This window comes from [Clostridium] symbiosum ATCC 14940, assembly GCF_000466485.1.
In the GTDB taxonomy this organism is placed as follows: Bacteria; Bacillota; Clostridia; order Lachnospirales; family Lachnospiraceae; genus Otoolea; species Otoolea symbiosa.
This window is the reverse complement of the sequence record NZ_KE992916.1, coordinates 1-23,896: the sequence shown is the minus strand read 5'-3', so window position 1 is coordinate 23,896 and position 23,896 is coordinate 1. Positions and strand designations below refer to the sequence as shown.

Below are 23,896 nucleotides of genomic sequence, written 5' to 3'. Positions count from 1 at the left end.
AAAAACCGCTCCGCGGAGGATCGCACTGCGGCGGGATGGAATTATGTCGCCACAGCGACCCGCCGCAGGCGGAGAATCCCGCTCGCGGGATTCTTTCTTGTTCAACAGGAAAGACTCCTGTTAAATAAAAACCGCTCCGCGGAGGATCGCACTGCGTGCTCAGGCGTATGACCGCTAAAGCGGACGCGCTCCGGAGTGGGTGACGGCCGGGACAGGCTCTATAATTATATCCCTGATCCCTCCAGAAAAAAAGGAGGATATGCAAATGAGCTACACCACACAAATGGACGCCGCCAGAAAAGGCATCCTGACTAAAGAAATGAAAGCCGTGGCGGAAAAAGAGAATTTTGACCCGCAGGAACTGATGCGCCTCGTCGCAGAAGGCAAGGTGGCCATCCCGGCCAACAAACGCCACACCTGTCTTGAGCCGAATGGAATCGGTTCGATGCTGAAAACAAAGATTAATGTAAACCTGGGAACCTCCCGGGACTGCAGTGATCTCGACATGGAACTGAAAAAGGTGAATGACGCTGTCGCTATGGGCGCCGAGTCGATTATGGATTTAAGTTCCTTTGGAGATACGGGCAAATTCCGCCGCAAACTGACTTCCGAGTGTCCGGCCATCATCGGTACCGTACCCATCTATGATGCTGTCGTCTATTACCATAAGCCATTAAAGGAAATAACTTCAAGAGAATGGATTGATATTGTGAAAATGCATGCTGAGGACGGCGTGGATTTTATGACCATCCATATCGGCATCAATAAAAATACGGCAGACCGCTTCAAAGAGGCAAAGAGGCTGACAAATATCGTTTCAAGAGGCGGCTCCATCATCTTCGCCTGGATGGAAATGACCGGTCTTGAAAACCCGTTCTTTGAACATTTCGACGAGATCCTGGAGATTTGCCAGGAATATGATATAACCCTCAGTCTGGGCGACGCCTGCCGGCCCGGATGTATCGCGGACGCTTCCGATATTTCCCAGATCGAGGAACTGATTACCCTGGGTGAGCTTACCCAGAAGGCATGGAACAAGAATGTCCAGGTCATTATAGAAGGCCCGGGCCATATGCCTCTTGATCAGATTGCCGCAAACATGAAAATCCAGCAGACGCTCTGCAAAGGCGCGCCTTTCTATGTCCTGGGGCCCCTGGTAACAGACATTGCCCCCGGTTATGATCACATCACGGCTGCCATCGGAGGCGCTATCGCTGCAGCGTCAGGAGCCTCCTTCCTCTGCTATGTAACTCCGGCCGAGCATCTGCGGCTTCCGGATCTCGACGATGTAAAGGAAGGCATTATCGCCTCCCGAATCGCCGCTCATGCGGCCGATATTGCCAAAGGTATCAGAGGAGCCTCCGACTGGGATCAGAAAATGAGTGAGGCCAGAAAACGGCTCGACTGGGAAAAAATGTTCGACCTGTCCATTGACCCGGAGAAGGCCAGACGTTACCGCGCCACAGGGAAACCGGAAAAAGAAGACACCTGCTCCATGTGCGGTAATTTCTGCGCTGTAAAAAACATGAATCGTATCCTCGACGGAGAGATTGTCAGCATCTATGACGAATAAAAGAATCGCTTATACTTGAAGGAATTATACATATATTCATGCAAATAAGGAGAATACGTAATGAAAAATCATATGACAGTCCTCTGCGGCGATGAAAAAGATTCTGCTCTTCCCACGCACACTCCGACGAGAGCCTCCAATGCCCTGAGTCTGAGAAAAACTGTAATTGGAGGCATGCTGGTCGCTCTGACCGTAGCCCTGTCCGGCTTTTCCGTACCGATCGGCGCCTCCCGCTGCTTTCCAATCCAGCATTTCATCAACGTTATCGCCGGAGTTTTTCTTGGGCCGTTATACGGCGTCGCCATGGCTTTCTGCACCTCTCTGATCCGGAATCTCATGGGTACAGGCAGTCTTCTGGCCTTCCCCGGCAGCATGGCGGGAGCGTTCCTGGGCGCATTTCTCTTCCGGAAAACCGGCCGCTTTGTTCTAGCTTATGCCGGCGAGATAATCGGAACCGGAATCATTGGGGCAATGCTCTGCTATCCGGTGGCAGTCCTCCTAATGGGTAAAGAAATCGCACTCTTTTTCTATGTCGTACCATTCCTGACAAGTACTGTATGCGGAACGGCCATGGCCGTGGTTCTTCTCGAGGTACTGCGCCGCTCTTCCCTGTTCTCACACCTTAACCGGATGATTCAGGGATAATCTCCCACCAAAAAGGACGGCCCGTCATTTAACCGGGCCGTCCTGCCATACACTGTTCTGTTCAGGGCTGCACTGACAATGCTGCCGTCATTTAACAGCTTCACATAATAATTCCACACACTTATCAAGACCCAAATCTCCGCTGTTGAGCATCAGATCATAGTTCTCACGGCTTCCCCACTTCTGATTTGTATAATTCTCATAGTGGATCCGCCTTCTCTTATCTGTCTGGTACATAAATTCATCAATATATTCTTCTATCTCACCGTATTCTTCAATGGCCCTTCTCTTCCTGATGTCCCGGTCTGCATAAATAAATACGCGCAGAACATCGGGCCGGCTTTTCAGAATGTAATCGGCGCAGCGCCCCACGAAGATACAGGAACCCCGTTTGGCCGCCTCCTCGATCGCTTTCTTCTGTGCCTGGTAAATCTGCTCTGTCAGCGGAAGCTCCGAAACCTTAGGCTCCCTCGGATAGGCAATCCCATAAAGAGTACCCATAGCAAAATTATAAAGCAGGCTGTTGGTCAATCTCTGCTCTCTGTCAGCGATCATCTCCGTAGGAAAGCCAATTTCTTTTGCCGCCGCATCAATCAGCTCTTTGTCATAGAATTCCATTCCCAGCTTCTTTGCCACGGTCAGTCCCACCTGGCGGCCGCCGCTTCCGTATTCACGGCTGATTGTGATTATCTTTTTTCCCATAATACAGGCCTCCTCCCATATTCAACAGGCGCTTCGCTATCGTTCCTTCCGAACTGTAGCGTTAATTCAATACTGCAATTCTTACCTATATAATACCATAACAGGAGGCAATTTTCAATTAACTATGGCTTGTATCAAGAAATTTTCTGTATCTTTATTATTGTTCACACCTCGCGGTATACAGCCGTGTAAACGGTAACGTATCTTTTTACAATACGCTGCGCCTCTACTGTCTGCTCAGCCTCCGTATTTCCTTCCTGAGTGTCGGCCCGATCAATACAGCCAGCGCTATTTTCGCGGCATCCCCCGGCAGATACGGAATGACACCGGCTCCCAGCCCAGCCGTAAAGCTGATTCCCAGCTGGCCGGCCAGCCAGACCGTACCAAAGACGTAACATACTGCCGTACCGGCTGCCATCCCTGCCACATGGGCTATCCGGTTGCCCTGAAAGTGATCAATGAACCAGCCCGCTATGACTGCCATAAAAATAAATCCAACCAGATAGCCGCCCGTTGGCCCCGCCAGCTTTGCCACACCGCCTGTAAAGCCTGAAAATACGGGAAGTCCGGCAAATCCAAGGAGCAGATAAATAAGATAACTTATCGTTCCGGCCTTCATTCCCAGCACATACACCGTCAGGTAGACTGCCAGATTCGTAAAAGAAATCGGCACCGGGCTGATGGGAATCGGGATTGCAAAGGGACCCAGAATACAGGTTACCGCCGTCATAACTCCTATTAATGCCATCTGACTCGTCGATAAAGCTCTCTTTTTCACTGAGCTGCTTGCTGTCTTTTCCATGGTTCTTGTCCTCTGTCCTTTCCTAAACCTCAAATCCCATTGATGTCAACATCGCCATATCGTCTGCAATGTTATTTCCCGATGTGGTCAGCATGTCCCCCGTAATCGCCGCGTTGGCCCCGGCCGTAAATACCTTTTTGCCGGAATGTTCCATTGAATTTCTCCCTGCTGCCAGCCTGACCTCTGCATCCGGATTAATATAGCGGAACATTGCAATGGTACGAAGAATCTCTTCCTCGCTCAGAGGCGGCAGCGTCCCGAAGGGCGTTCCCGGGATTGGCTGGAGAATATTGATTGGGATTGATTTTATTTCCATCTCATACAGGCTGAATGCCATATCGACTCTGTCCTCCCATGTCTCCCCCATTCCGATGATTCCGCCTGAACAGACGGCCAGACCGGCATTTCTGGCGCGCCGGATTACTTCCAGCTTATCATCATATGTATGTGTGGTACAGATATTTGGGAAATTCCTTCTCGATGTCTCTATATTCGCATGATAGCGGGAAATTCCGGCTTCTGCCAGCCTGTAGAAGTCCTCCTGGGAAAGCAGTCCGTGGGATGCGCACAGTTCAATCTTGCAATTTTCCTTCATGCTTCTGTATGCTCTCAGAGCCAGATCCATTTCCCGGCCGTTCAGGGCCCTGCCGGCCGTGACTACGGAGTATCTGCCGACTCCCTGTCTCTCATGCCTTCTGCAATCCTCAAGAATCTCCTCCGGTTCCAGGAAAGGATACTCGTTTATCTTTGCATTGTGGCATGATGACTGGGCACAGAATTTGCAGTCCTCCCCGCAGCGGCCGCTGCGGCCGTTGATGATAGAGCATAAATCAGCCCTGTCTCCACGCAGCCTGCGCCGGATTTCATCTGCTCCCCTGCAAAGAGAATCTAAATCCTCTTCCATGAAAAAAGCTAAATCGTCCTCTCTGTTCAGACGTCTTCCGTTTATTATCTCTTCTGCTATTCTTATACTCATTGTAATTCCGCCTTTCGATACTGCTTATTATAAACAGGCGGATTCCAATTGTCAACTATATTTTATAATTTGGTTAACATTAAATTTTTTCCAATATATTCGCCTTGATTGGAGCATCAGGCCCGGTACCCTCTCATGAAATCAGAGTAATAAACGGACGGACGCTCCGTTCCAGTATTCCGGTCATATATGCAATTGCCACCCCGTAATTTGTCATCGGTATATTCTGGTCAACCGCCATCCTGAGACGGTACTTCATTTCTCTCTCGTTCAGCATACAGCCGCCGCAGTGGATGATCAGATGGAACCCTGACAAATCCTCCGGAAATTCCGTGCCTGATGTAAATACAAATTCCGGTTCTTTTCCCGTAAACTCCCGGATCCAGGCAGGCAGCTTTTCTGTGCCGATATCACCGCACTGGCGGTGGTGGGTGCAGCCTTCGGAAATCAGGATTCTGTCTCCGTCTTCCAGGGTTTTCAGCGCCTTTACTCCGCGGCATGTCTGACCGAGATCGCCTTTATACCTGGCAAACAGAATGGAGAAGGAGGTCAGCAAAAGATTTTCCGGCACAATCTTATCCACATCGGCAAACACCTGGCTGTCCGTTATCACCAGTCCGGGCGCCCGGTTCAGGGACGCCAGCACATTCTTAAGCTCGTCTTCCCTGCACATAACAGCCGATGCGCCTGTATCCAGAATGTCACGGATTACCTGCTGCTGGGGAAGGATCAGACGCCCCTTCGGAGCCGCTTTATCAACCGGAATGACCAGAACAACGAGGTCCGACGGTTTTATCAGATCAGCGGCCAGCCTCCGCCCGTCGCCCTCCGGCGAGACAAGAGCGGCAATCCGTTCCTTTAATTCATGAATATGGTAGCCGGTGGCCGCGCTGACCCATATTTCATGGCGGCCGCCTTCCGTCCCCTCTGCGCCGTTCAGATCCGTCTTATTATATGCTACCAGGTATGGGATATTTTTCCTTCGGAAAATCCGGATCAAACGGTCTTCCTGCTCCCCTTTCCCGGCCGACGCATCGACTACCAGAACGGCAATGTCTGTTTTATTCAGTATCTGACGGCTTTTTCCGACTCTCTTTTCCCCCAGCTCTCCTTCATCGTCAATACCCGGCGTATCAATAATCATGACCGGTCCCAGAGGCAGGAGCTCCATGGATTTACAGACCGGATCCGTTGTCGTACCCTTAACCTCGGAAACAATCGCCAGCTCCTGACCTGTCACTGCATTGACAAGACTTGATTTACCGGCATTTCTTCTTCCAAAAAATCCAATATGTATTCTCTCCCCTGACGGGGTTTCATTCAGTCCCATTTACGCGCCTCCTTATACTGCCTGTGTCATGGTGGTTCCGCTTCTGTCAAAATCTGAAATCACGTTTGCCCTGTTCTATCTCTTCCAGATTTTTCAGTACAATTTCGCGAACCTTTTCCCTGGGTATGTTCCGAATCTCCTTCATAATCAGCTTCCCGCCTATCTCGCGTGTATCAGGCGCCGCATAATCCTCCAGGTATTCTTTCAGTGTCATCAGGGCATTCGGATGACAGCAGTTCTGGATCTGTCCGCTCTTACAGAGGCTCATAAAACGGTCTCCTGTTCTTCCCTCCCGGTAACAGGCCGTACAGAAGCTGGGGATAAACCCCTGATCCATCAGCCAATGCACCACCTGATCCAGTGTTCTGTTATCGCTGACATCAAACTGGGATGAGTTTTCCTCCTCCGGCTCTTCCTCTGCATAGCCGCCGACACTGGTTTTGGAGCCTCCGCTAATCTGGGAGACTCCCAGCTTCAGGACGCGTTCGCGGCAGCTCTTGCTTTCCCGGGTGGAAATAATCATTCCCGTGTAAGGAACCGCTACCCGGATGCAGGCCACGATTTTCTCAAATATATCATCATCGATGCCGTTATCAAACTGGGACGGATCAATATCATCAGCCTTCTTGATTCTCGGCACACTGATCGTATGGGGCCCTACTCCGTGTACCGCTTCCAGATGCTCCGCATGCATCAAAAGTCCGGCAAACTCATAACGGTACAGTTCAAGGCCAAACAAAACTCCGATGCCCACATCGTCAATTCCTCCTTCCATCGCGCGGTCCATGGCCTCCGTATGGTAGCAATAATCGTGTTTCGGCCCTGTCGGATGGAGCTTTTCATAGCTTTCTTTATGATAGGTCTCCTGAAAAAGAATATATGTGCCGATACCGGCATCCTTTAATTTCCTGTAATTCTCCACTGTGGTCGCCGCTATGTTGACGTTGACCCTGCGTATTTCCCCATTTTTATGCTTAATGCCATAAATGGTTTTAATGCTCTCAAGGACATACTCGATGGGATTATTCACCGGATCCTCGCCAGTCTCCAGCGCCAGCCTCTTATGGCCCATATCCTGCAGCGCAATGACCTCCCTGCGTATCTCCTCCTGCGTCAGCTTTTTGCGGGCAATATGCTTATTTTTCAGGTGATAAGGACAATAGACGCATCCATTGACACAGTAATTAGAAAGATAGAGCGGCGCAAACATGACGATCCGGTTTCCGTAGAAGTCTTCTTTAATCTGCCTTGCCAGTTCGTAGATTTCGGCGGTCTTCTCCGGAATTTCACAGGCCAGAAGGACGGATGCCTCCCTGTGATTCAGTCCCTTTTTAAGCTTCGCCTTACCGATTATTTTGTCTATCAGCTCTTCGTTATTTTTGTTGGCCTCTGCATAGGCCAGGGTTTCCATGATTTCTTCATGGCTGATAAACTCCCCTGCTTTGTTTGATGATGGATTATACATATGATTTTCCTTTCTTTGGAGTCAGGAATCCCGGAACTCTCCCGGCCTTTCTCCTTAGCCAATTTATTGTAACAGTTACAATCTATAGTCTCCACGGCCGACTGCCACCTCATATCCGATAGCCTTCATGCTCTCTTTTAAAGAATTCAGGCTTTCGGCGGCTTCGTCTCCCGTGCAGATTTTATTGTCATAGAGCAGGTATTTTTTCCTGACGCCAAGAGGTGACAAATTCGGCATCACCACATTGGCGCCTGCCAGCATTCCCAGCTCCCTTCCCTTTGGATGAATGGTTCCAAGCGCCGTGGTCGCCGGAAGAAGCACCCTTGGCAGCATCAGGCGGATTAATCCCAAAAGCCATAATGTCTCTTCGAAGGCCCCCGCCCTTTCATCCCTGAACGGAGTATCATGCTGGGGAATAAAAGGGCCGATTCCTACCATCTGGGGATTCAGCTCCCTGATAAATGCCATATCCTTTGCCAGGCACTCCGGTGTCTGGCCCGGAGAACCGACCATAAAGCCGCACCCGGTCTGAAAACCAATGCGTTTCAGGGTTCTCAGGCACTCCATTCTGTGAGCCAGTGACAGACCGTCCGGATGAAGCTTGCCGTAATGGTCTGCATCGGCCGTCTCATGCCGGAGAAGGTACCGGTCGGCTCCCGCGTCGAATAAACACTGGTATGCTGCTTCACTTTTTTCCCCCAGAGAAAGTGTCACGGCGCAGTCCGGAAATTCTTTTTTAATCCTCCGGATTACGTCTGCCACCCAGCCATCCGTCATTGCCGGATCTTCCCCTCCCTGAAGCACAAAGGTCCTGAATCCCAGACTATAGCCATTTTCACAGCAGGAGAGAATCTCATCCGCAGTCAGACGGTAACGCTGCGCATTCTGATTCCCGCGGCGGATTCCACAATAATAACAGTTGTTTCTGCAATAATTGCTGCATTCAATGAGTCCTCTGATATAAACGGCTTTTCCGTATTCGCGCTCCCGCACGGCTCTCGCCTTTTCAAACAAATATTCCGACAGCTCCGGTGTCCGCCCCTCTATCAGACGAATCCATTCCTCCCTGCTCAGTTCCTGTGTTTCATAGAGCTTGTCAATCAAAGCTTTCCGTTCGTATCTGCCGGAGCCGTCACTTCCTGTCACCGTCTTCTCCGATTCCTGTTTACCCATCACGTTTTTCCTCCGCGCCTTCCCTGGAACCGGTTCCCTGTCTGGATGTCTTTGAATAAACGGCTTTGGATGTCACCCCGTCCAGCATCCCCAGTTTTCCCGACAAAGCGCTGATAACATCTGCGGGAGCGTCAATCACAACACTGATAATATTTACTCCCCTCTTATGATACGGAATCCCCATGCGGCCCACGATATAACCGCTGTATTGGTGAAGCAGTTTATTCAGCTCCTCCACCGAGTTCTCCTTCTCCACCATAATTCCAATTAGTGCAACTCTTGAATCCATATTTTCTCCTCTCTGAGCCAAACAAACATTGGTCCATCCTGCCGCCGCAGTGCGTTCCTCCGCGGAGCGGTTTTTATTTAACAGGAGGGCTTTCCTGTTAAACAAGAAAGAATCCCGCTTCGGGATTCTCCGCCTGCGGCGGGTCGCTTCGGCGACATTATTCCCTACCGCCGCAGTGCGTTCCTCCGCGGAGCGGTTTTTATTTAACAGGAGAACTTTCCTGTTAAACAAGCAAGAATCCCGCTTCGGGATTCTCCGCCTGCGGCGGGTCGCTTCGGCGACATTATTCCCTACCGCCGCAGTGCGTTCCTCCGCGGAGCGGTTTTTATTTAACAGGAGAACTTTCCTGTTAAATAAAAAAGCACCCTGAAAAAGGGTGCAAAAATACCGCTGTCTGCTCCTCTTTCACTTCAGAACCCTCTTTGTGTCAGCGCAACATCTTAATTCTTTCAGTTATCATCCTCACCGTCAGAGCGAATCTTTCGGCCTGGAATATTTTTTTAATCGTATCATAGAAAAACCGGGGCGTCAACGAAGAAAACGCAAAAAGACATCGCCGCAGACCGGATAACCGGTCCTGCAGCAATGTCTCTGTGTTTTAATGGAATGCCCTATCACAGGAAAGACTAAAATTAGTCACATGTATATGGCATAAGAGCGATATGTCTTGCTCTCTTGATAGCTACTGTAAGAGCCCTCTGATGTTTTGCACAGTTTCCTGTGATTCTTCTCGGAAGGATTTTTCCTCTCTCAGATACGTATCTTTTTAATTTGTTAACGTCTTTATAGTCAATTACTCCGTTTTTCTCTCCACAGAATACACAAACTTTTTTTCTTCTGCGCATGCCGCCTCTTCTCATCTTGGAAGCGTCTGCTCTATCACCTTTATTGAATGCCACTTAAGTTACCTCCTTCACAAATAAGCTGTTCATACAGCCCTCGTCCAACTTACAGGGGACCGATTCCCGTCTTTAGTTGAACGGAAGACCTTCATCCTCTACTCCGTCAGGAATGTTCATGAAACCATCGCCAATCGCACTGGATGGGGCCGGACGTTCTGCCGGGCGGTAACCGCCTTCATTTCCGCCTGCCGCATTCTTGCTCTCTGCGAATTCCTGATCCTCTACGATTACTTCTGTAGTATATACCTTCTGACCGTCTCTGTTCGTGTAGCTGCCAGTCTGAATCCTTCCGGTTACCACAACCTTGGTTCCCTGATGGAAATATTTTTCAGCAAACTCTCCTGCTCTGTCGAATGCGACACATGTAATAAAATCTGCTGTCTGTGCGCCGTCATCTCCGCCGCTTCTGCGGCCTCTTCTGTCAACAGCCAGAGTGTATCTGGCAATCGCCATAGCGCGTTCTCCCTGGGAGTATCTCACTTCCGGGTCCCTGGTCAGTCTGCCCATAAGAATAACTTTATTCATACGATCACTCTTTCTCTATTTATGCATCCTGTCTTACGCATAAGTATCTGATTACCGGCTCCATGATACGGATGTGTGCCTCAACTTCGTTCGGGCATACGGAATCAGACTCGAAATGGATGAAGTAGTAAAATCCTTCTTTCATCTTCTGAATTTCGTAAGCTAATCTCTTCTTACCCCATTCATCAATGTCAACAACTGTGCCGCCGAAACGTGTAATATAACCTGTCACCTTTTCGATTGCTGCTGCTCTCTCTTCATCTTCGAGTTTTGCGCTAAGAACAACTGCTAATTCATATTTGTTCATGCTCTTTTTACCTCCTTGTGGTCTCTGACCCCCTGACTCCAGCAGGGAGTAAGGATTTTAGTTAATATATCACGAATATTTATGATATCAGGTTTTCCTGTTATTTGCAAGGTTTTTTTCTTATTTTCTCTGTATTTCTGCCATTTTCTTTTTAATTCTTTCTACCTATATAAATGAAACATTTTATAAAAGACTTGTTTGCTGGGTATTTATATGGTATATTTTTGTTATATATTTGTAATATTCTTAAAATACCCCGCAGGAGAGGATCATATGGTAAGAGTTAAACGGTTGGAAGAAATGCTGAAATATATAGAAACGAACGGAAGCGTTTCACTCGATGAGTTATGTGAAGTTTTTCAAATTTCAAAAAATACAGCCCGGCGCGATATTGACGAAGTATTGAAAACCGGGACGATTAAAAAAATTTACGGCGGAGTCAGCTTTATCACCCCGGAGATTAAAGAACCGCCCAGAACCAGCTACAGTCTGCGCTCCGCTGATAATATGGCAGAAAAGCGGGCCATTGCCAGACTTGCTGCCGAACAGATTGAAGACGGCGACAGCATTTTTGTTGATGCGGGAACCACCACCGGCAGTCTTGTCGAATTTATCAAAGATAAGAAAGAGCTTACCGTAGTCACAAATAATCTCGACTTCATTATCCAGGCGCTGCCCTATAAAAATATTCGGATCATCGTATTTGGCGGAATCCTTGAGCGGGATATTATGTCCTTTTCTGCCCTGGATGAAATCGGCGCTGAAATGCTTAAAAATTATAATTTTAAGAAAGGGTTTTTCTCTGCGACCGGAGTCACCGTTGAATACGGCGCCATGAACTCCCGTCTCGCCGAAACCGCCTGTAAATCAACCGCTGCGAATTGGGCCCAGATCCGCTACCTTCTTGTCGATCATTCTAAATTCGGCAGGGTGACAATCAAAAGTTATGCACCTTTGAACACTTTTGACTACCTGATCACAGACCGGCTGCCGGATAAAGAAATCACCGGCGCCTATCAGGACGACAGACATAAAATACTGATTGCCGGCCAGTCAGAATAAAAACATAAAAAGAAAACCTAATCTCCGCTTTTGAGAGATTAGGTTTTCTTTTTATGTTTTATTGTTCCAAAAGGGAGAACCAAGATACGGATTGCTCATCGGCAAAGGATATTGGTAATTTTTGGTAATATACTCATTCCGTTTGAGTAGTTTTCTATATTTTCACTAAAATATATTAATAACTTTACAATAAGATATTGAAAACATCACCATAATGTGTTAACATAGCCTTAGATAACTATTGTATACGTTTTTATGGGAGGTTATTTTATGAACAGAAGAATTTTAGCACCTACTGTTATGCTGTGCGGTATGCTTCTTTTTACCGGATGTGCTTCTGCCGGAGATTCCAGTGCTGCCACAAAACCAGATACTTCCGGCAGTAATGCTGCTGCACCCGAAGCTGAGGCATCTGTCCCGGCGGACGGCGCGTTTGAAACCATGACCTTGAAAGCTGCTCATGTTTTTCAGGAAAGCCATCCAATCCACAAAGGAATGGAGCTGTTTGCCCAGCGCGTAAATGAAAACACCGGTGGAGCCGTTACGGTTGAAATTTATCCCAACAGCGTTCTGGGCGGTGAAAATGAACAGCTTCAGCAGTTAATCCAGGGATCTATAGACTGTGATATGGTGTCCGGCGTAGCCATGTACCAGGGATATGACGCCCGCGCTGGTATTGAGGACCTTCCGTTTTTATTTACAAGTGCAGAATCAGCCCACAAAGCTTTAGACGGCGAATACGGGGTTAAACTTGCCGAAGAAGTTCTGGAACCTGTCGGTACTAAAGTAATCAACTACTGGGAAAACGGTATGAGACATTTCACCAATGATGTCCGCCCAATTGTCACTCCGTCCGATATGAAGGGAATTAAATTCCGATCCGCCAATTCCCCGATCCGCATTAAAATGTTTGAGGCATGCAACGCCAGCGTTGTTCCTATGCAGTTCAGCGAACTGTACACAGCCCTCCAGCAGGGTACTGTACAGGGGCAGGAAAATCCGATACCTCTGATTGAAACCTCAAATTTTGATGAAGTGCAAAAGTATCTGTCCTTATCAGGCCATATTTATAATGCCACAGTCCTGGCCTTCAATCCCGACAAATGGAACAGCCTTTCACCTGAACTGCAGGAAGTCATCATCAATGCTGCAAATGAAGCCCGCGACTATGAACGTGAGTTAAACGCAAAAGAATCGGATGATGCGGTAGAGCGTCTGAAGTCGAAAGGTATGGAAGTGAATGAAGTCGATAAAAGCGCATTTGTGGAGGCAGTACAGCCTGTGTGGGATACCTTCAAAAAAGAGAACGGCTCCGAATTAATCGATCTGGCTGTATCTTATAATGATTAATCCCTGTCTGCTCACCGCTTTGTGTCCATGCAAAGCGGTGAAATTTTACAAAAGAGGAGGCGGACTTATTGAAAATGCTGGATAAAATAATTGTGTGTATTCGATGGATTTGTATGTTCTTACTGATTGAGATGGTTGCCGTTATCTTTTTTCAGGTCGTGTCAAGATACTGTTTCGGCATTGCCCATTTCTGGGCAGAAGAAATGGCGGTCTTTTCCATGATATGGCTTGTATTTCTCGGCTCAGTCATTGCAGAGTCCCGAAATGATCATACGCGTATCACCTTCTTTGTGAACCTGCTGCCCGGCGGGCTGCGAAGATATGTGAACAGTTTTTCCGACTTACTGTGCATACTTTTCCTCGCAATCCTTACTGTAAAAAGCGGTGATGTCATAGCTATTGCCATGAAGAATATCAGCACCGGAGTCAGAATCCCAATGGGCGTGGTATATCTGTCCCTTCCTGTGGGAGGTATCCTGATGAGCCTGTATTTCCTGGCAGATATTGTTAAAAACTTCCGCACCGATAAAAAGGAGGATAAACCATGATAGCCGTACTATTCATTATTCTGGTTCTCTGTCTGTTCATCGGCGTACCCGTGGGATTTTCAATCGGAATAAGCGCCATGTCGTTTTTGGCAGTCAGCCAGTTCACGCCTGTTACCATCATGGCTCAGCGGCTGGTGGACGGGCTTAACTCCTTCCCGTTGCTGGCACTGCCGTTTTTTATCCTGGCGGGTGAAATTATGTCCTATGGATGTACACCGCGACTGATGCGGCTTGCCAACCTGTTCCTGGGTAAAAAGCCCGGTGGTTTATGTGCAGCAGGCATCACTGCCAGCGCATTTTTCGGTGCTATCTCCGGTTCCGGAGTGGCATGTACAGCAGCAATAGGGGGAATTGTAGGTCCCGAAATGGCTAAAAGCGGATATAAAAAGGGGTATACCGCCTCTGTGATCGCCGCATCCGGCACTCTCGGCATCGTAATACCGCCCAGCCTTCCGATGGTAATTTACGGCACTTCCTCCGGAACTTCCATTCGGAATATCTTTATGGCAGGCATTGTCCCCGGCCTTTTGGCAATCGGCTGCCTGCTGGTTATGAATCGCATTATTTCCGGCCGCCGCGGTTATGGAGGACAGGCTGAAAACTATACGAAGGAGGAGAAACGGCATATTATAATTGATGCCATTCCCTCGCTTATGATGCCTCTCCTTGTCCTGGGAGGCGTACTCCTGGGTATTATGACACCGACCGAATCAGCCGTCATTGCCGTTGTCTATGCGTTTATACTTACATTTTTCGTATATCGGGAACTAAAGCTTAAGGACCTGCTGAACCTTTTTACATCGGCGGCCGTCACTACCTCCGTAATTATGCTGATTATCGGTTGCGCCGCTCCCTTCGGCTGGCTGCTTGCCATAAATAACGTTCCCAATATTATAACTGAAGCCATTTTAGGCCTGAGTACCAATCCGGTCGTGATTATGGCGCTCATTACGGTTCTTTTATTATTCCTTGGAACCTTTATGGAGACTATCTCCATTATTGTCCTGCTGACACCGATGCTGCTGCCGGTTGTCACAAAACTCGGTTTCAGTCCGGTTCATTTCGGCGTCATCCTGATACTCAATCTGGCTATCGGCGGCACTACCCCGCCCCTGGCGGTCTGTCTGTTCACTGCCTGCCGGATTCTGGGCATCCAGATTGATGAAACATTCCCGGATATTCTTTATATAGTGGGAACACTGATACTCTGCCTGATTCTCATAATCGTCTTCCCTGCCATCACGGTTGGACTGCCGAATCTTTTAATTGGCTCATAGACCGGATTGCATCCATATGATGATAAACATATTTTTATAATAGCAGGAGGAATAAAATGTTTAAACAACTAAACTTTAATCCGTCAAAATCCCGCGGTTTGGCAGCCCTGGGCCGCTCCGGGGTAGATCTGTACCCCCAGCAATTCGCGCCAATGGAAAAAGTAATCTCTTTTACTAAGCACGTTGGGGGATCTCCTGCCAACACTGCTGTTCAGGCCGCTAAGATGGGGCTTGATACCGCCTTTATCGGAAAGATTTCCCGGGATCCCCTGGGTGCTTATGTAAAATATTATCTTAACTCGGTGGGGGTAGACACCTCCCACCTGACGATGGAGGAAAGCGGCGAGAAGAGACAGAGTCTTGCCATTGCGGAACAGCCGGAGCGCGGCAGGATCAGCTACTTTTTTTACCGTCAGGATCCGGCGGATCTGTACCTGGACATGAAGGATATAGATAAAGCATTCATTTCCCAGTTTAAAGCGCTGCTTATATCCGGCGCTTCTCTCTGCAGAAGCCCGGCCAGGGAGGCGGTGCTTCTTGCCATGGAATACGCGCAGGCAAGCGGCGTCCGGATTATCTTTGATCCCGACTACAGGAAAGACGGATGGAACAGCTTGGAGGAGACCTCCCTTTATTATCATCAGGCAGCTAAATATGCCGATATCATCATTTCCACACGAGAAGAGTTTGATATACTGGAGTCACTCACACATCCAGGTAATGACGATGACCGCCTCTCCGCAGAAGCTTATCTGAATCACCGCGCCTCCCTTGTATGTATCAAGCACGGCGAGAACGGCGCAAACGTCTTTACTTCGGACAGCAGGCAGTTCCACGGCCCTGTGATGCCGGCGCGCGTTTATAAGACGCTGGGGGCCGGTGACTCTTTCTGTGGTACATTTATTGCCAAGCTGATGAATGGACATCCGATTGATGAGGCACTAAAATATGCGGCCGCCGCCGCGTCAATCACTATATCCGGGAAAAGCTGTTCCGACTCCATGCCGGATCTTGTTCTTTTAGACAGCTATATGCAGGCATGGATTTCCGGCCGGATTGAATCCTGGGACGGCTGGAAATCAATCGAGAAAGGAGAACAAATTTAATATGCTGACTACTTTTTCAGGTGTGGGGAAAACCACACGGATAAACAGAATTTTTGGAAATGACGGGAAAGCAGTTATGGTTGCCGTCAATCACGGTTTAGGACTGGGACCCGTGGAAGGAATAGAGAATATGGAGAGGACTCTGGGACAGATTATGGAGGGAGGACCGGACTCATTAACCATCCACAAGGGAATTGCCATGCACTATACCGATCTGTTCGCCGGCAGAACTGCTCTTGTCTTAAAATGCACGAATGCCACCCGATACCGTTCTCCTGAAGAAACGGCAATTGCCACCGTGGAGGAGGCCGTCACTCTGGGAGCGGATGCTATAGCGGTGGGCCTGACACTTTGCAGCAAAGAGGAAGATCGGGAAATTGAACGGGCCGCTGCTTTTATTAAGGCGGCGGGACAGTATGGCATCCCGACCGTTACACACAGCTATCCAAGCGGATGCTTACTTGACGACAGTGAACGGTACGGCATAAAGAATGTCGGATATGCAGTGAGAGTCTCCCTGGAACTTGGGGTAGATATCATTAAAAGCTTCTGGACGGGCGATCCGGACAGCTTTGCCAAAATTGTTGAGATAGGCTCTCCCGCCAAAGTAGTGATTTCAGGAGGGCCAAAATGCGAAACGCTTCTGGAATGCTTTGAAATGACACAGCAGGGAATGGATGCCGGAGCCGCAGGCATTACATACGGACGCAATATCTGGCAGCACCCGCATCCGGCCGCCGTTATCAAAGGCCTGAGAGCCATCGTCCATGAAAATGTTTCTGCGAAAGATGCTCTTGATATTGCCGGAGAACTGGCCGGACATAAGCTTATGTAAAAGAAGCCCCTCAAATAGCCTTCTGAACCAGTCCCCAAAGCTGCAAAAGGGCTGTTATACCACTTTACACAACTGATATAACAGCCCTTTGCTTATGCTTCCTTCTTTTTAAGTCCTCTCGCACTCTTTTCCACCAGGGTTCTGGCCATCATGACCTGATGGCCGCAGCCCATGCATTTCAGGCGGAAATCCGCACCAATGCGCAATATCTCCCACTCATAACTGCCGCAGGGATGCGGTTTTTTCAGTTTCACGACATCTCCTACTTCATATATCATTCAAAAGTCTCCCTCTGACAAATTTTATTTTAATCCGTTATTTCAAGGACGTCATTGATCCAGCCCCGCCGCATCACCCAAAACCTTGCCGATACTGTCACAAATCACAAGATCTGCCTGGCCGTCCCTGGAGGTAACCGATTTATTAATCAAAACCAGCTTGGAGCCGCGATAGTAATCAATCAGTCCGGCGGCCGGATAAACGGTGAGGGATGTCCCCCCGATGATTAAAACATCCGCCCTGCTGATATATTCGACCGAACGCTGAATAACATCCTGATCCAATCCTTCCTCATAGAGAACCACATCCGGCTTTATCACACCGCCGCAGTCACAGACCGGCACTCCATCCGCTTTTAAGATATCATCAAGGCTGTAGAATCTGCCGCACCTGGTACAGTAATTACGGTGTACCGAGCCGTGCAGCTCAAGCACCTCTCTGCTGCCCGCCGCCTGGTGGAGGCCGTCAATGTTCTGGGTCACCACGGCTTTGACCTTTCCTTCTCTCTCCAGTTTGGCAAGAGCCATATGGGCCCGGTTCGGCTTTGCCTCCGGAAACAGCATCTTATTTTTATAAAACCGGTAAAATTCCTTCGGCTTTTTTACATAGAAAGAATGGCTTATAATCGTCTCCGGAGGATAATCATACTGCTGGTTATAAAGGCCGTCCGTACTTCGGAAATCTGGGATGCCGCTCTCTGTCGACACTCCGGCTCCGCCAAAAAACACAATATTGCTGCTCTCTTCAATCCATTTTTGTAAAGCTGCCGTTTCATCCATTCCGAATTCTCCCCTTTCCCTGATGCAGCCCAAAGACTTTCAGGTTCTATACTATTTCGTCTATGAATACGTTATTGACCGTGTCTATCAGCTCCAGACGCCCGGCCTTCTCTTTCGAAATCCCCGGCCAGATTTCCTCAGGCCATTCGTATCCGCAGAGCCATCGTATCAGTTCACCCGGTGCCGCAGTCAACACATCCCTATCGTCCGCGTCCCATGTTTCTGCCGTCTTAACAGCCGACGAGCTTTCCGCCGAAACAGTCCAGACATAATTCCCCTTCACCGCCTCCATCAGCCCGTCATCAATCCGTATCTTAAGCTGTAATTCTTCTCCCGGCTCACGGAGGGTAAACAATGACAGAAATGTTTCCGTGCAGGTCAGACGTGCCATAATCATCGGTTTCCTTCCGGTCACGCCGACATTGGTTTCATCTGTATAAAGAAGACGCTGGACCTTGCGGCCGTCTCCCCAGCTTGCCTTAAGACCTGCCAGGTTATCCCCGTCGTAAAGAAATTCCATAATCCCGTTCTCAGAATCCAGTTCTTTCAAAAGACGGCTCACGTAGGCTCCGTCGCGGAGGCAATACATGTCAAAACGAGCCGAAAGCCATTGTTCCATAAACTCGGCCGCTTTTTGGCAGTCTTCCTCATTGTCATGGCATACGACCGCAGTCAGCCGTTCCTTCGCCTCCCGGGTCAGCTCCATGAGCGGAAGTTCGCACATGTAGGCGAAATCAAGCGGCAGATAGATATTGGCATCAGCCGGCATCAGGAAAAGGAACGGAACCTTCTCCTCATTCATATCCTGCATCATCTGCAGAAATACGTCTCTGAAATGCCCTTCACGGCGTCGGCCGGCATCTGTTGCCACACCCACAACATAGAATGTATCAATCTCTTTATCCTTCATACTGACACGGTACGGATTGAGCTGAGTCATCGAAACAATCAGGCCGCTGTCTTTCTTAACCAGGATTCTGTTGTCTTTTGTCTTTTCCGAATAGTAATATTCAATGAACTTGTCCGTATCCTCCGGAAAACAGGAATGCCAGAGACGTTTTGTCTCCTGCTTTTCATTGTCGGACAGATACTCGATTTTGCTGCCGGAAATTGTATTGCCAATCTGCTCAGCCCAACGGTAGCCTTTCTTTCCGTCCAGCAACTGCTCAACAAGATATTTTCTCGCATAGTCGGCCGGATAATAAGAAGCTTTAGCCTTCCTAAGCCCCTCCAGGCCCATATCGTCCTCCCTGTTGACCCATTCCACATCAGCAAATTCTTCAATCAGGAACTGCTGGTTGATGAACTGGTATAACCCGTTAATCTCGGGATTTGCTTTCTCGATATGGATGACCGCCATATTCTCTATCGGGTTATAGCTTCCGATTGTAAAAGCCTCAAGCTGCCCGTCAATAAACACGCCGCCCATACGGACATAGAGGGAAGAACAGTTTTTAAGAATGTCATGTATACCCCGGACTTCATAATCCAGATGCTCCTCCACATCGTCACCCTTCTGTAATCTCCATTTATCGAGGAATTCCCACACTTCATGGCTGTCGGAACAGCAGAGGCGGCGGTAATCATAACGTCCCTCATATTCCCGTTTAAATGCATTAACCCGGTTCTTTTTCTTATGCAGCTTCTTGCCGGCCAGCGTCCGCATCGCGTTGCCGTCATAGAGATAATCCTTGGAATCCACCTGTTCTTCCACCAGATACTTGTCCTCCGGCAGATTCAGATATTTCACTGCAAACTCATCCGCCAGATTAATCACCAGCGGGTACCCCAATTCCTCGTTAAAATATGTCTCAATCGCTTTGAACGCCCCCGGAAGATCCTCCTCCCGGCACAGCGGCATTGCAGAAAAGCACTTGCCTCCGCTCTCCATCAGCCATAGAAGCGCTTTCCCCTCCCAGATTGCATATCTGACATGATAGTACTCTTTCCATATAAAGCTCTCCAAAAATACGCTGTCACACGTTCTGTTATGCCGCAAATTATAAAAGGGAAGTAATTCTTCCAGATTGTCTATATTAACTGTCTTAAACTGTAAATTCATGTTTCCTCCTTGCCGTATTAAATAGAAATCATCTATGTTATTATATCATACATTATATTATAAGTAAAAAAAGAGTTTTTTAACATTTTATAATCAGTTTTTATAAAAAGATGGCAGGCACGCCGGGCGTTCCTGCCATTTACTGTTAAATTTTTATTCCAATTACAATTAGATTTTCAGGTGTTTTACGTTTCCAGTCATACTGCATAAATTTTGTGTGCCGCCTGATTGCTTTTACTCCCACTTAAAAAACAAAAATGAGACTGTGACACAGATAACTGCCAGAGCCGCCATAATTAATGCCGGCACGGCAGCATTTTCAGGGGGCAGGCCAAGACAGGCCGCTTTGAGAATTTTTATCCCCTGTGTAAGCGGAAGAACGTTGACAACCGTCTGAAAGGCCGGCGGCATGATTTCATAAGGAAGAGTTGCTCCTGAGAAGATAAGCATCGGAAAATAAAGCAGGCTGGCAATAACTCCGGCTGACTTTGTATCCGGCGCTATTCCCCCGACCATCATTCCCAGACTAAACATAGAAAAGATAACTAGGATATATCCTCCTAAAAAATGTACAAAGCTTCCGCGCATCTGAAATCCAAAAAACATGTTGGCAGTAAGATATAAAAGTATCAGCGATATGGCCGAATACAACGTGTAGATAGCCACCTGCACTATTAAAATCATGGCGGGACTGACCGGTGTCGCCCGGAACCGTTTTAATATCTTCCTGCCCCGGTAATCTGATACCACCAACGGCAGTCCCATCACTCCTCCTGCACATATCGATATCGTGGCAAGCGCACCAAAAGACTGATCCAAAAACGTATATTCCGCTCCTTCGAATGCGGGCTTACCGCCAAAAATCATGCCTATTATCAGCAAAACTACCAACGGCATAATAATGGCAAATATCAGCATATCCATGCCTCTCAGCGACAGCTTCAGCTCCGTCTTCAACATCACCCTAAAAGTCTTCATTAGTTTCTCCCTCCTCTCCTGCAAACCAAAGGTATGCATCCTCCAGCTTCTCATATGGACTCTGCCTGATTGCCTCAGAAACCGTGCCGTAAAATACGGCTTTTCCTTTTTTTAATATGCAGATCTGATCGCAGAGGACTTCCACCTCATCCATAAAATGTGAGGTGAGAAAAATTGTCAGCCCCTTATTTTTTAACTCTTCAAGAATTTTCCAGACCTCACGGCGGGCTTTAACATCCAGCCCTGTCGTCAGCTCATCTAAAAAAACAACCTCCGGATCAGGAATGAGCGCCAGTACGATGAACAGTCTCTGACGCTGCCCTCCCGACAGCTCACTGACCGCGCTCTTTAGCTTGTCCTTAATCCCAAAGCGTCTCAGCAGTTCCGGATAATCGGCCGGATTCCGATAGAGTGAGGCCGTGGTCTCGCAAAGCTCCTCAACCGTAATTTTATCCTGGTAATGAGCTTCCTGAAATTGAACGCCTGTTTTTTCAAATATCTGTTTTCTCTGCGTAAACGGATTCAGTCCCAAGATGGAGATCTCTCCGCTGTCCGGTTTCTTTATGCCGAGAATACACTCAAGTGCGGTACTCTTTCCGGCTCCGTTTGCTCCAAGAAGTCCAAAGACCATTCCCCCGGACACTGTCAGGGATACTTCTGCTACGGCTGTCTTTCCGCCATATGACTTCGACAGTTTTTGTACTTTAATTACGTCCTTCATATCATTTCCTCCTTACTTCACAAAAAGAATACCACCAATCAAAACATTGGTGGTATAGTGGAGGGTTTTAAAATCTCTGTTTCATGTCGGTCAGCATATTCTCTATCAAAACCGCATTCTTATGCGCCGCGTTCAGTGAAGAGATTAATTTGTCGCATACGCTGATAATCGTATCATCCCGGGAAGGCGTATCAAGTGCTTTCCGGATATCCGCCTCCGGATCCTGTGAAAGTTCTCCCAGCATTCTTAAAATTGCTTCTAACGAATAATTTGCACATCGGAGGGCACGTATTATTTTCAGGCGCTGTAAATCCTCACCCGTATAGATTCTATATCCATTTGCTTTCCGCTTAACAGAAAGCAGGCCGTTCATCTCCCAATTGCGGAGCGCGTCCATAGAAATGTCCAGGGCTTCCGATACTTCACGCCTTCTCAGATAAGGTAAAAAAGCATCGCTTTGTCCGGCGCCTGATAAAATCTGTCTCGTAATACGGATTGCCTCTTCCGCTCCGTGGCGTTCCTGATCTATCTGAGCCAGATATTCCCGTATCAGCGTGATGGCGCTGTCAAAATCACGTTCCGCCGCAGTCTTGACCATCCGGATCATTTTCTTTCTCAGGCCGTTTTGCAGTACTTCGATTTCAAAAGCCAGTCTGACCAGACGAAGCTGCTGCAGATGGAAGTCCGTAAAAACACGGTATCCATTCGGCAGTCGCTCCGGTTTTGGTATCAATTCAAGTTCTTCATACAATCTCACCGTATTAGGATGTACGCCAATCAGAGCAGCAATTTCAGATGTTCTAAATGTCTCAGCCATTTATTCCTCCCGTATTTCTCCCACTAAGCTGAATTCATGGGCAGGCTTGGCATATTGACGTCCTGTAATCACACTGGCAGTTAAGTCCGTATTATTATAAATAATCGACCATTGTGTGGCGTTGAGTCGTCCCGTTGTCTCCGACACATGCCAGTCACTTGAAGCCGCCTTGAGAAGGTCCATGGCAGCCTGCTCATCCTTCAGGACACCCTTACATTCATCCAGCGTATTTTTCAGAATCTCATACCGATCCTGACCACTTCCAAAATTATATTTTTTATCAGATAATAAAAAATTAGTGACCATCTGATAATTGTTTTTGGCCGGTATCACTTCATATTCGTTGTCAACATATTCAACCACCACACTCTTTCCCCGGGCATCCGATATCTGAAAATGATAACAGCTTCCCGCTGAAGAATGCATATCATACTGCTCCAGTAAAGCCAAAGCCTCCTCCACATCGGCCGCTTTATCCAGCATGAGCCTGATAGCCGTGGTGGTCGTGATATCGACTTTTCCCGTATCCTGGTTTGTCGGCTCGTCGCCAATACGCAGAACTGCCACCGTCAGCCCCTTTTCATTAATTCCGTCCAAAGGGGCATAGGGCGCTGCCAATGTGATTATCTTCTCTTTAAAGGTTTCAGGAAGTTTATCTTCTCCAAAACCCAGAAATGCCAGATTGACTGTGGACAGAGAACGGTATCCGTTTTCCGGCTCTGTCTCGACAAATAACGCAGGGGAATATGTCAAATCAAAATTCCGGCCAAAAATCTGATCTCCATCCTCTGTCTGTGCGCTGAATGTTGAACATCCTAAATCAGGGATAGAGAATTCCAGAGGTATTCCTTTTAAAAGACGCTCTGTCACAAATTTGACTAATTCACCATCTGTAGACGCCCCAACCTTTAAAAAATCGTCAAAGCCATAATCACCCTCATATTTCATTGTATACAGGACATTGTCATCTATCTTCTTCAAAGAATCCAGTGTTTTCAACTCGTTTCTAAACAAAATCGCACCTCCTGTCACTATAATCAGTGCCAGCGCCGCCAGGCATCCCACAGCGCGCAGCAGCCATTTTTTCCACTTACTCCTCAGCATAATTCTCTTTCTCCCTTTTAATATGGTAACTTATATTCGATATATATTCATGCATATAAAAAGAACCATCACTTGATGGTTCTTAATAGAGGCGACGACCGGATTCGGACCGGTGATAAGGGTGTTGCAGACCCGTGCCTTACCACTTGGCTACGTCGCCAGAGTGACCCCAACGAGATTCGAACTCGTGTTACCGCCGTGAAAGGGCGATGTCTTAACCGCTTGACCATGGGGCCTCTTAAGTATTAAATTTTATGATACAAAAAAACTCCCCGAGTAGGACTTGAAC

Annotated in this window: 25 protein-coding genes, 2 tRNA genes and 1 pseudogene; 8 read left to right on the top strand and 20 right to left on the bottom strand. The window is 48.0% G+C overall.

Translation table 11 applies throughout. The features are described 5' to 3' along the window. Positions 1-265 precede the first annotated feature (265 nt). Both thiC and thiW read left to right on the top strand, forming a co-directional pair. Positions 266-1,573, top strand: a complete 1,308-nt coding sequence (gene thiC, locus CLOSYM_RS11175) for a phosphomethylpyrimidine synthase ThiC (RefSeq protein WP_009297344.1) — start codon at positions 266-268, stop codon at positions 1,571-1,573. A 60-nt stretch (positions 1,574-1,633) separates the two neighbouring features. Continuing rightward, entirely contained in the window at positions 1,634-2,218 is a 585-nt protein-coding gene (gene thiW / locus CLOSYM_RS11170; protein WP_021642196.1) for an energy coupling factor transporter S component ThiW, read from the top strand. 87 nt (positions 2,219-2,305) lie between these two features. Here the strand turns inward: thiW and CLOSYM_RS11165 are convergent, their stop codons facing one another. The 10 genes from CLOSYM_RS11165 to rpsF all read right to left on the bottom strand — a co-directional run bounded on the left by CLOSYM_RS11165 (position 2,306) and on the right by rpsF (position 10,689). Continuing rightward, the gene (locus tag CLOSYM_RS11165; RefSeq protein WP_003501056.1) at positions 2,306-2,920 is read right to left on the bottom strand and encodes a cytidylate kinase-like family protein; all 615 of its coding nucleotides are present in this window, start codon (positions 2,918-2,920) and stop codon (positions 2,306-2,308) included. A gap of 226 nt (positions 2,921-3,146) precedes the next feature. Further along, positions 3,147-3,722: a biotin transporter BioY gene (locus CLOSYM_RS11160; protein WP_003501057.1), complete on the bottom strand. Its 576-nt coding sequence runs from the start codon at positions 3,720-3,722 to the stop codon at positions 3,147-3,149. A 22-nt stretch (positions 3,723-3,744) separates the two neighbouring features. Then, positions 3,745-4,698 carry a biotin synthase BioB gene (gene bioB / locus CLOSYM_RS11155; protein WP_003501059.1) on the bottom strand — a complete coding sequence of 318 codons (954 nt, stop codon included), beginning with the start codon at positions 4,696-4,698 and terminating at the stop codon, positions 3,745-3,747. Positions 4,699-4,831: 133 nt separating this feature from the next. Continuing rightward, positions 4,832-6,028, bottom strand: coding sequence for a [FeFe] hydrogenase H-cluster maturation GTPase HydF (gene hydF / locus CLOSYM_RS11150; RefSeq protein ID WP_003501060.1), 1,197 nt, complete (start codon positions 6,026-6,028; stop codon positions 4,832-4,834). Between the two features lie 46 nt (positions 6,029-6,074). Beyond that, a complete protein-coding gene (gene hydG, locus CLOSYM_RS11145) occupies positions 6,075-7,493 on the bottom strand; it encodes a [FeFe] hydrogenase H-cluster radical SAM maturase HydG (RefSeq protein WP_003501062.1) in 1,419 nt (472 codons plus the stop codon). A 75-nt stretch (positions 7,494-7,568) separates the two neighbouring features. Continuing rightward, positions 7,569-8,666, bottom strand: a complete 1,098-nt coding sequence (hydE, locus tag CLOSYM_RS11140) for a [FeFe] hydrogenase H-cluster radical SAM maturase HydE (protein WP_021642195.1) — start codon at positions 8,664-8,666, stop codon at positions 7,569-7,571. After that, positions 8,659-8,955: a TM1266 family iron-only hydrogenase system putative regulator gene (locus CLOSYM_RS11135; protein WP_003511100.1), complete on the bottom strand. Its 297-nt coding sequence runs from the start codon at positions 8,953-8,955 to the stop codon at positions 8,659-8,661. Before CLOSYM_RS11135 ends, hydE begins: the two co-directional genes overlap by 8 nt. Before the next feature lie 632 nt (positions 8,956-9,587). Continuing rightward, complete coding sequence (rpsR, locus tag CLOSYM_RS11130; RefSeq protein WP_003501068.1) at positions 9,588-9,854, bottom strand: 30S ribosomal protein S18; 267 nt, start codon at positions 9,852-9,854, stop codon at positions 9,588-9,590. Positions 9,855-9,926: 72 nt separating this feature from the next. Beyond that, positions 9,927-10,382, bottom strand: a complete 456-nt coding sequence (locus tag CLOSYM_RS11125) for a single-stranded DNA-binding protein (RefSeq protein WP_003501070.1) — start codon at positions 10,380-10,382, stop codon at positions 9,927-9,929. 19 nt (positions 10,383-10,401) lie between these two features. Next, positions 10,402-10,689 (bottom strand): 30S ribosomal protein S6, encoded by a 288-nt coding sequence (gene rpsF, locus CLOSYM_RS11120; RefSeq protein WP_003501071.1) that lies wholly within the window; start codon positions 10,687-10,689, stop codon positions 10,402-10,404. A gap of 273 nt (positions 10,690-10,962) precedes the next feature. On the opposite strand from rpsF, the gene CLOSYM_RS11115 reads away from it, so the two are divergent. From CLOSYM_RS11115 to CLOSYM_RS11090, 6 genes are all read left to right on the top strand, one after another. Then, positions 10,963-11,751, top strand: coding sequence for a DeoR/GlpR family DNA-binding transcription regulator (locus CLOSYM_RS11115; RefSeq protein WP_024739652.1), 789 nt, complete (start codon positions 10,963-10,965; stop codon positions 11,749-11,751). Between the two features lie 270 nt (positions 11,752-12,021). Beyond that, positions 12,022-13,101, top strand: coding sequence for a TRAP transporter substrate-binding protein (locus tag CLOSYM_RS11110; protein WP_003501075.1), 1,080 nt, complete (start codon positions 12,022-12,024; stop codon positions 13,099-13,101). A 74-nt stretch (positions 13,102-13,175) separates the two neighbouring features. Then, positions 13,176-13,649, top strand: coding sequence for a TRAP transporter small permease (locus CLOSYM_RS11105; RefSeq protein WP_021642191.1), 474 nt, complete (start codon positions 13,176-13,178; stop codon positions 13,647-13,649). Further along, positions 13,646-14,926, top strand: coding sequence for a TRAP transporter large permease (locus CLOSYM_RS11100; RefSeq protein WP_021642190.1), 1,281 nt, complete (start codon positions 13,646-13,648; stop codon positions 14,924-14,926). The genes CLOSYM_RS11105 and CLOSYM_RS11100 overlap by 4 nt, the downstream gene beginning before the upstream one ends. 56 nt (positions 14,927-14,982) lie before the next feature. Next, complete coding sequence (gene iolC, locus CLOSYM_RS11095; RefSeq protein ID WP_021642189.1) at positions 14,983-16,032, top strand: 5-dehydro-2-deoxygluconokinase; 1,050 nt, start codon at positions 14,983-14,985, stop codon at positions 16,030-16,032. A gap of 1 nt (position 16,033) precedes the next feature. Beyond that, complete coding sequence (locus CLOSYM_RS11090) at positions 16,034-16,867, top strand: class I fructose-bisphosphate aldolase (protein WP_003501083.1); 834 nt, start codon at positions 16,034-16,036, stop codon at positions 16,865-16,867. Positions 16,868-16,959: 92 nt separating this feature from the next. On the opposite strand, the gene CLOSYM_RS11085 is transcribed toward CLOSYM_RS11090, so the two are convergent. The 10 genes and pseudogenes from CLOSYM_RS11085 to CLOSYM_RS11045 all read right to left on the bottom strand — a co-directional run bounded on the left by CLOSYM_RS11085 (position 16,960) and on the right by CLOSYM_RS11045 (position 23,843). Beyond that, positions 16,960-17,145, bottom strand: a complete 186-nt coding sequence (locus CLOSYM_RS11085; protein WP_003501084.1) for a DUF951 domain-containing protein — start codon at positions 17,143-17,145, stop codon at positions 16,960-16,962. A gap of 51 nt (positions 17,146-17,196) precedes the next feature. Then, the gene (locus CLOSYM_RS11080; RefSeq protein ID WP_003501086.1) at positions 17,197-17,925 is read right to left on the bottom strand and encodes an NAD-dependent protein deacylase; all 729 of its coding nucleotides are present in this window, start codon (positions 17,923-17,925) and stop codon (positions 17,197-17,199) included. Between the two features lie 46 nt (positions 17,926-17,971). Next, the gene (locus CLOSYM_RS24070; protein ID WP_334291430.1) at positions 17,972-19,087 is read right to left on the bottom strand and encodes a GNAT family N-acetyltransferase; all 1,116 of its coding nucleotides are present in this window, start codon (positions 19,085-19,087) and stop codon (positions 17,972-17,974) included. After that, positions 19,088-19,987, bottom strand: a pseudogene (locus tag CLOSYM_RS24065) (DUF2156 domain-containing protein); the annotation flags it as partial. 234 nt (positions 19,988-20,221) lie between these two features. Further along, entirely contained in the window at positions 20,222-20,965 is a 744-nt protein-coding gene (locus CLOSYM_RS11070; RefSeq protein ID WP_021642187.1) for an ABC transporter permease, read from the bottom strand. Next, positions 20,952-21,686, bottom strand: a complete 735-nt coding sequence (locus CLOSYM_RS11065) for an ABC transporter ATP-binding protein (RefSeq protein WP_021642186.1) — start codon at positions 21,684-21,686, stop codon at positions 20,952-20,954. The genes CLOSYM_RS11070 and CLOSYM_RS11065 overlap by 14 nt, the downstream gene beginning before the upstream one ends. A gap of 67 nt (positions 21,687-21,753) precedes the next feature. Next, positions 21,754-22,503, bottom strand: coding sequence for a MerR family transcriptional regulator (locus CLOSYM_RS11060; protein WP_003511081.1), 750 nt, complete (start codon positions 22,501-22,503; stop codon positions 21,754-21,756). After that, entirely contained in the window at positions 22,504-23,607 is a 1,104-nt protein-coding gene (locus CLOSYM_RS11055) for a linear amide C-N hydrolase (RefSeq protein ID WP_021642185.1), read from the bottom strand. An 89-nt stretch (positions 23,608-23,696) separates the two neighbouring features. Further along, positions 23,697-23,767, bottom strand: a tRNA-Cys gene (locus CLOSYM_RS11050). A 4-nt stretch (positions 23,768-23,771) separates the two neighbouring features. Beyond that, positions 23,772-23,843: transfer RNA gene (locus CLOSYM_RS11045), tRNA-Glu, on the bottom strand. Positions 23,844-23,896 lie beyond the last annotated feature (53 nt).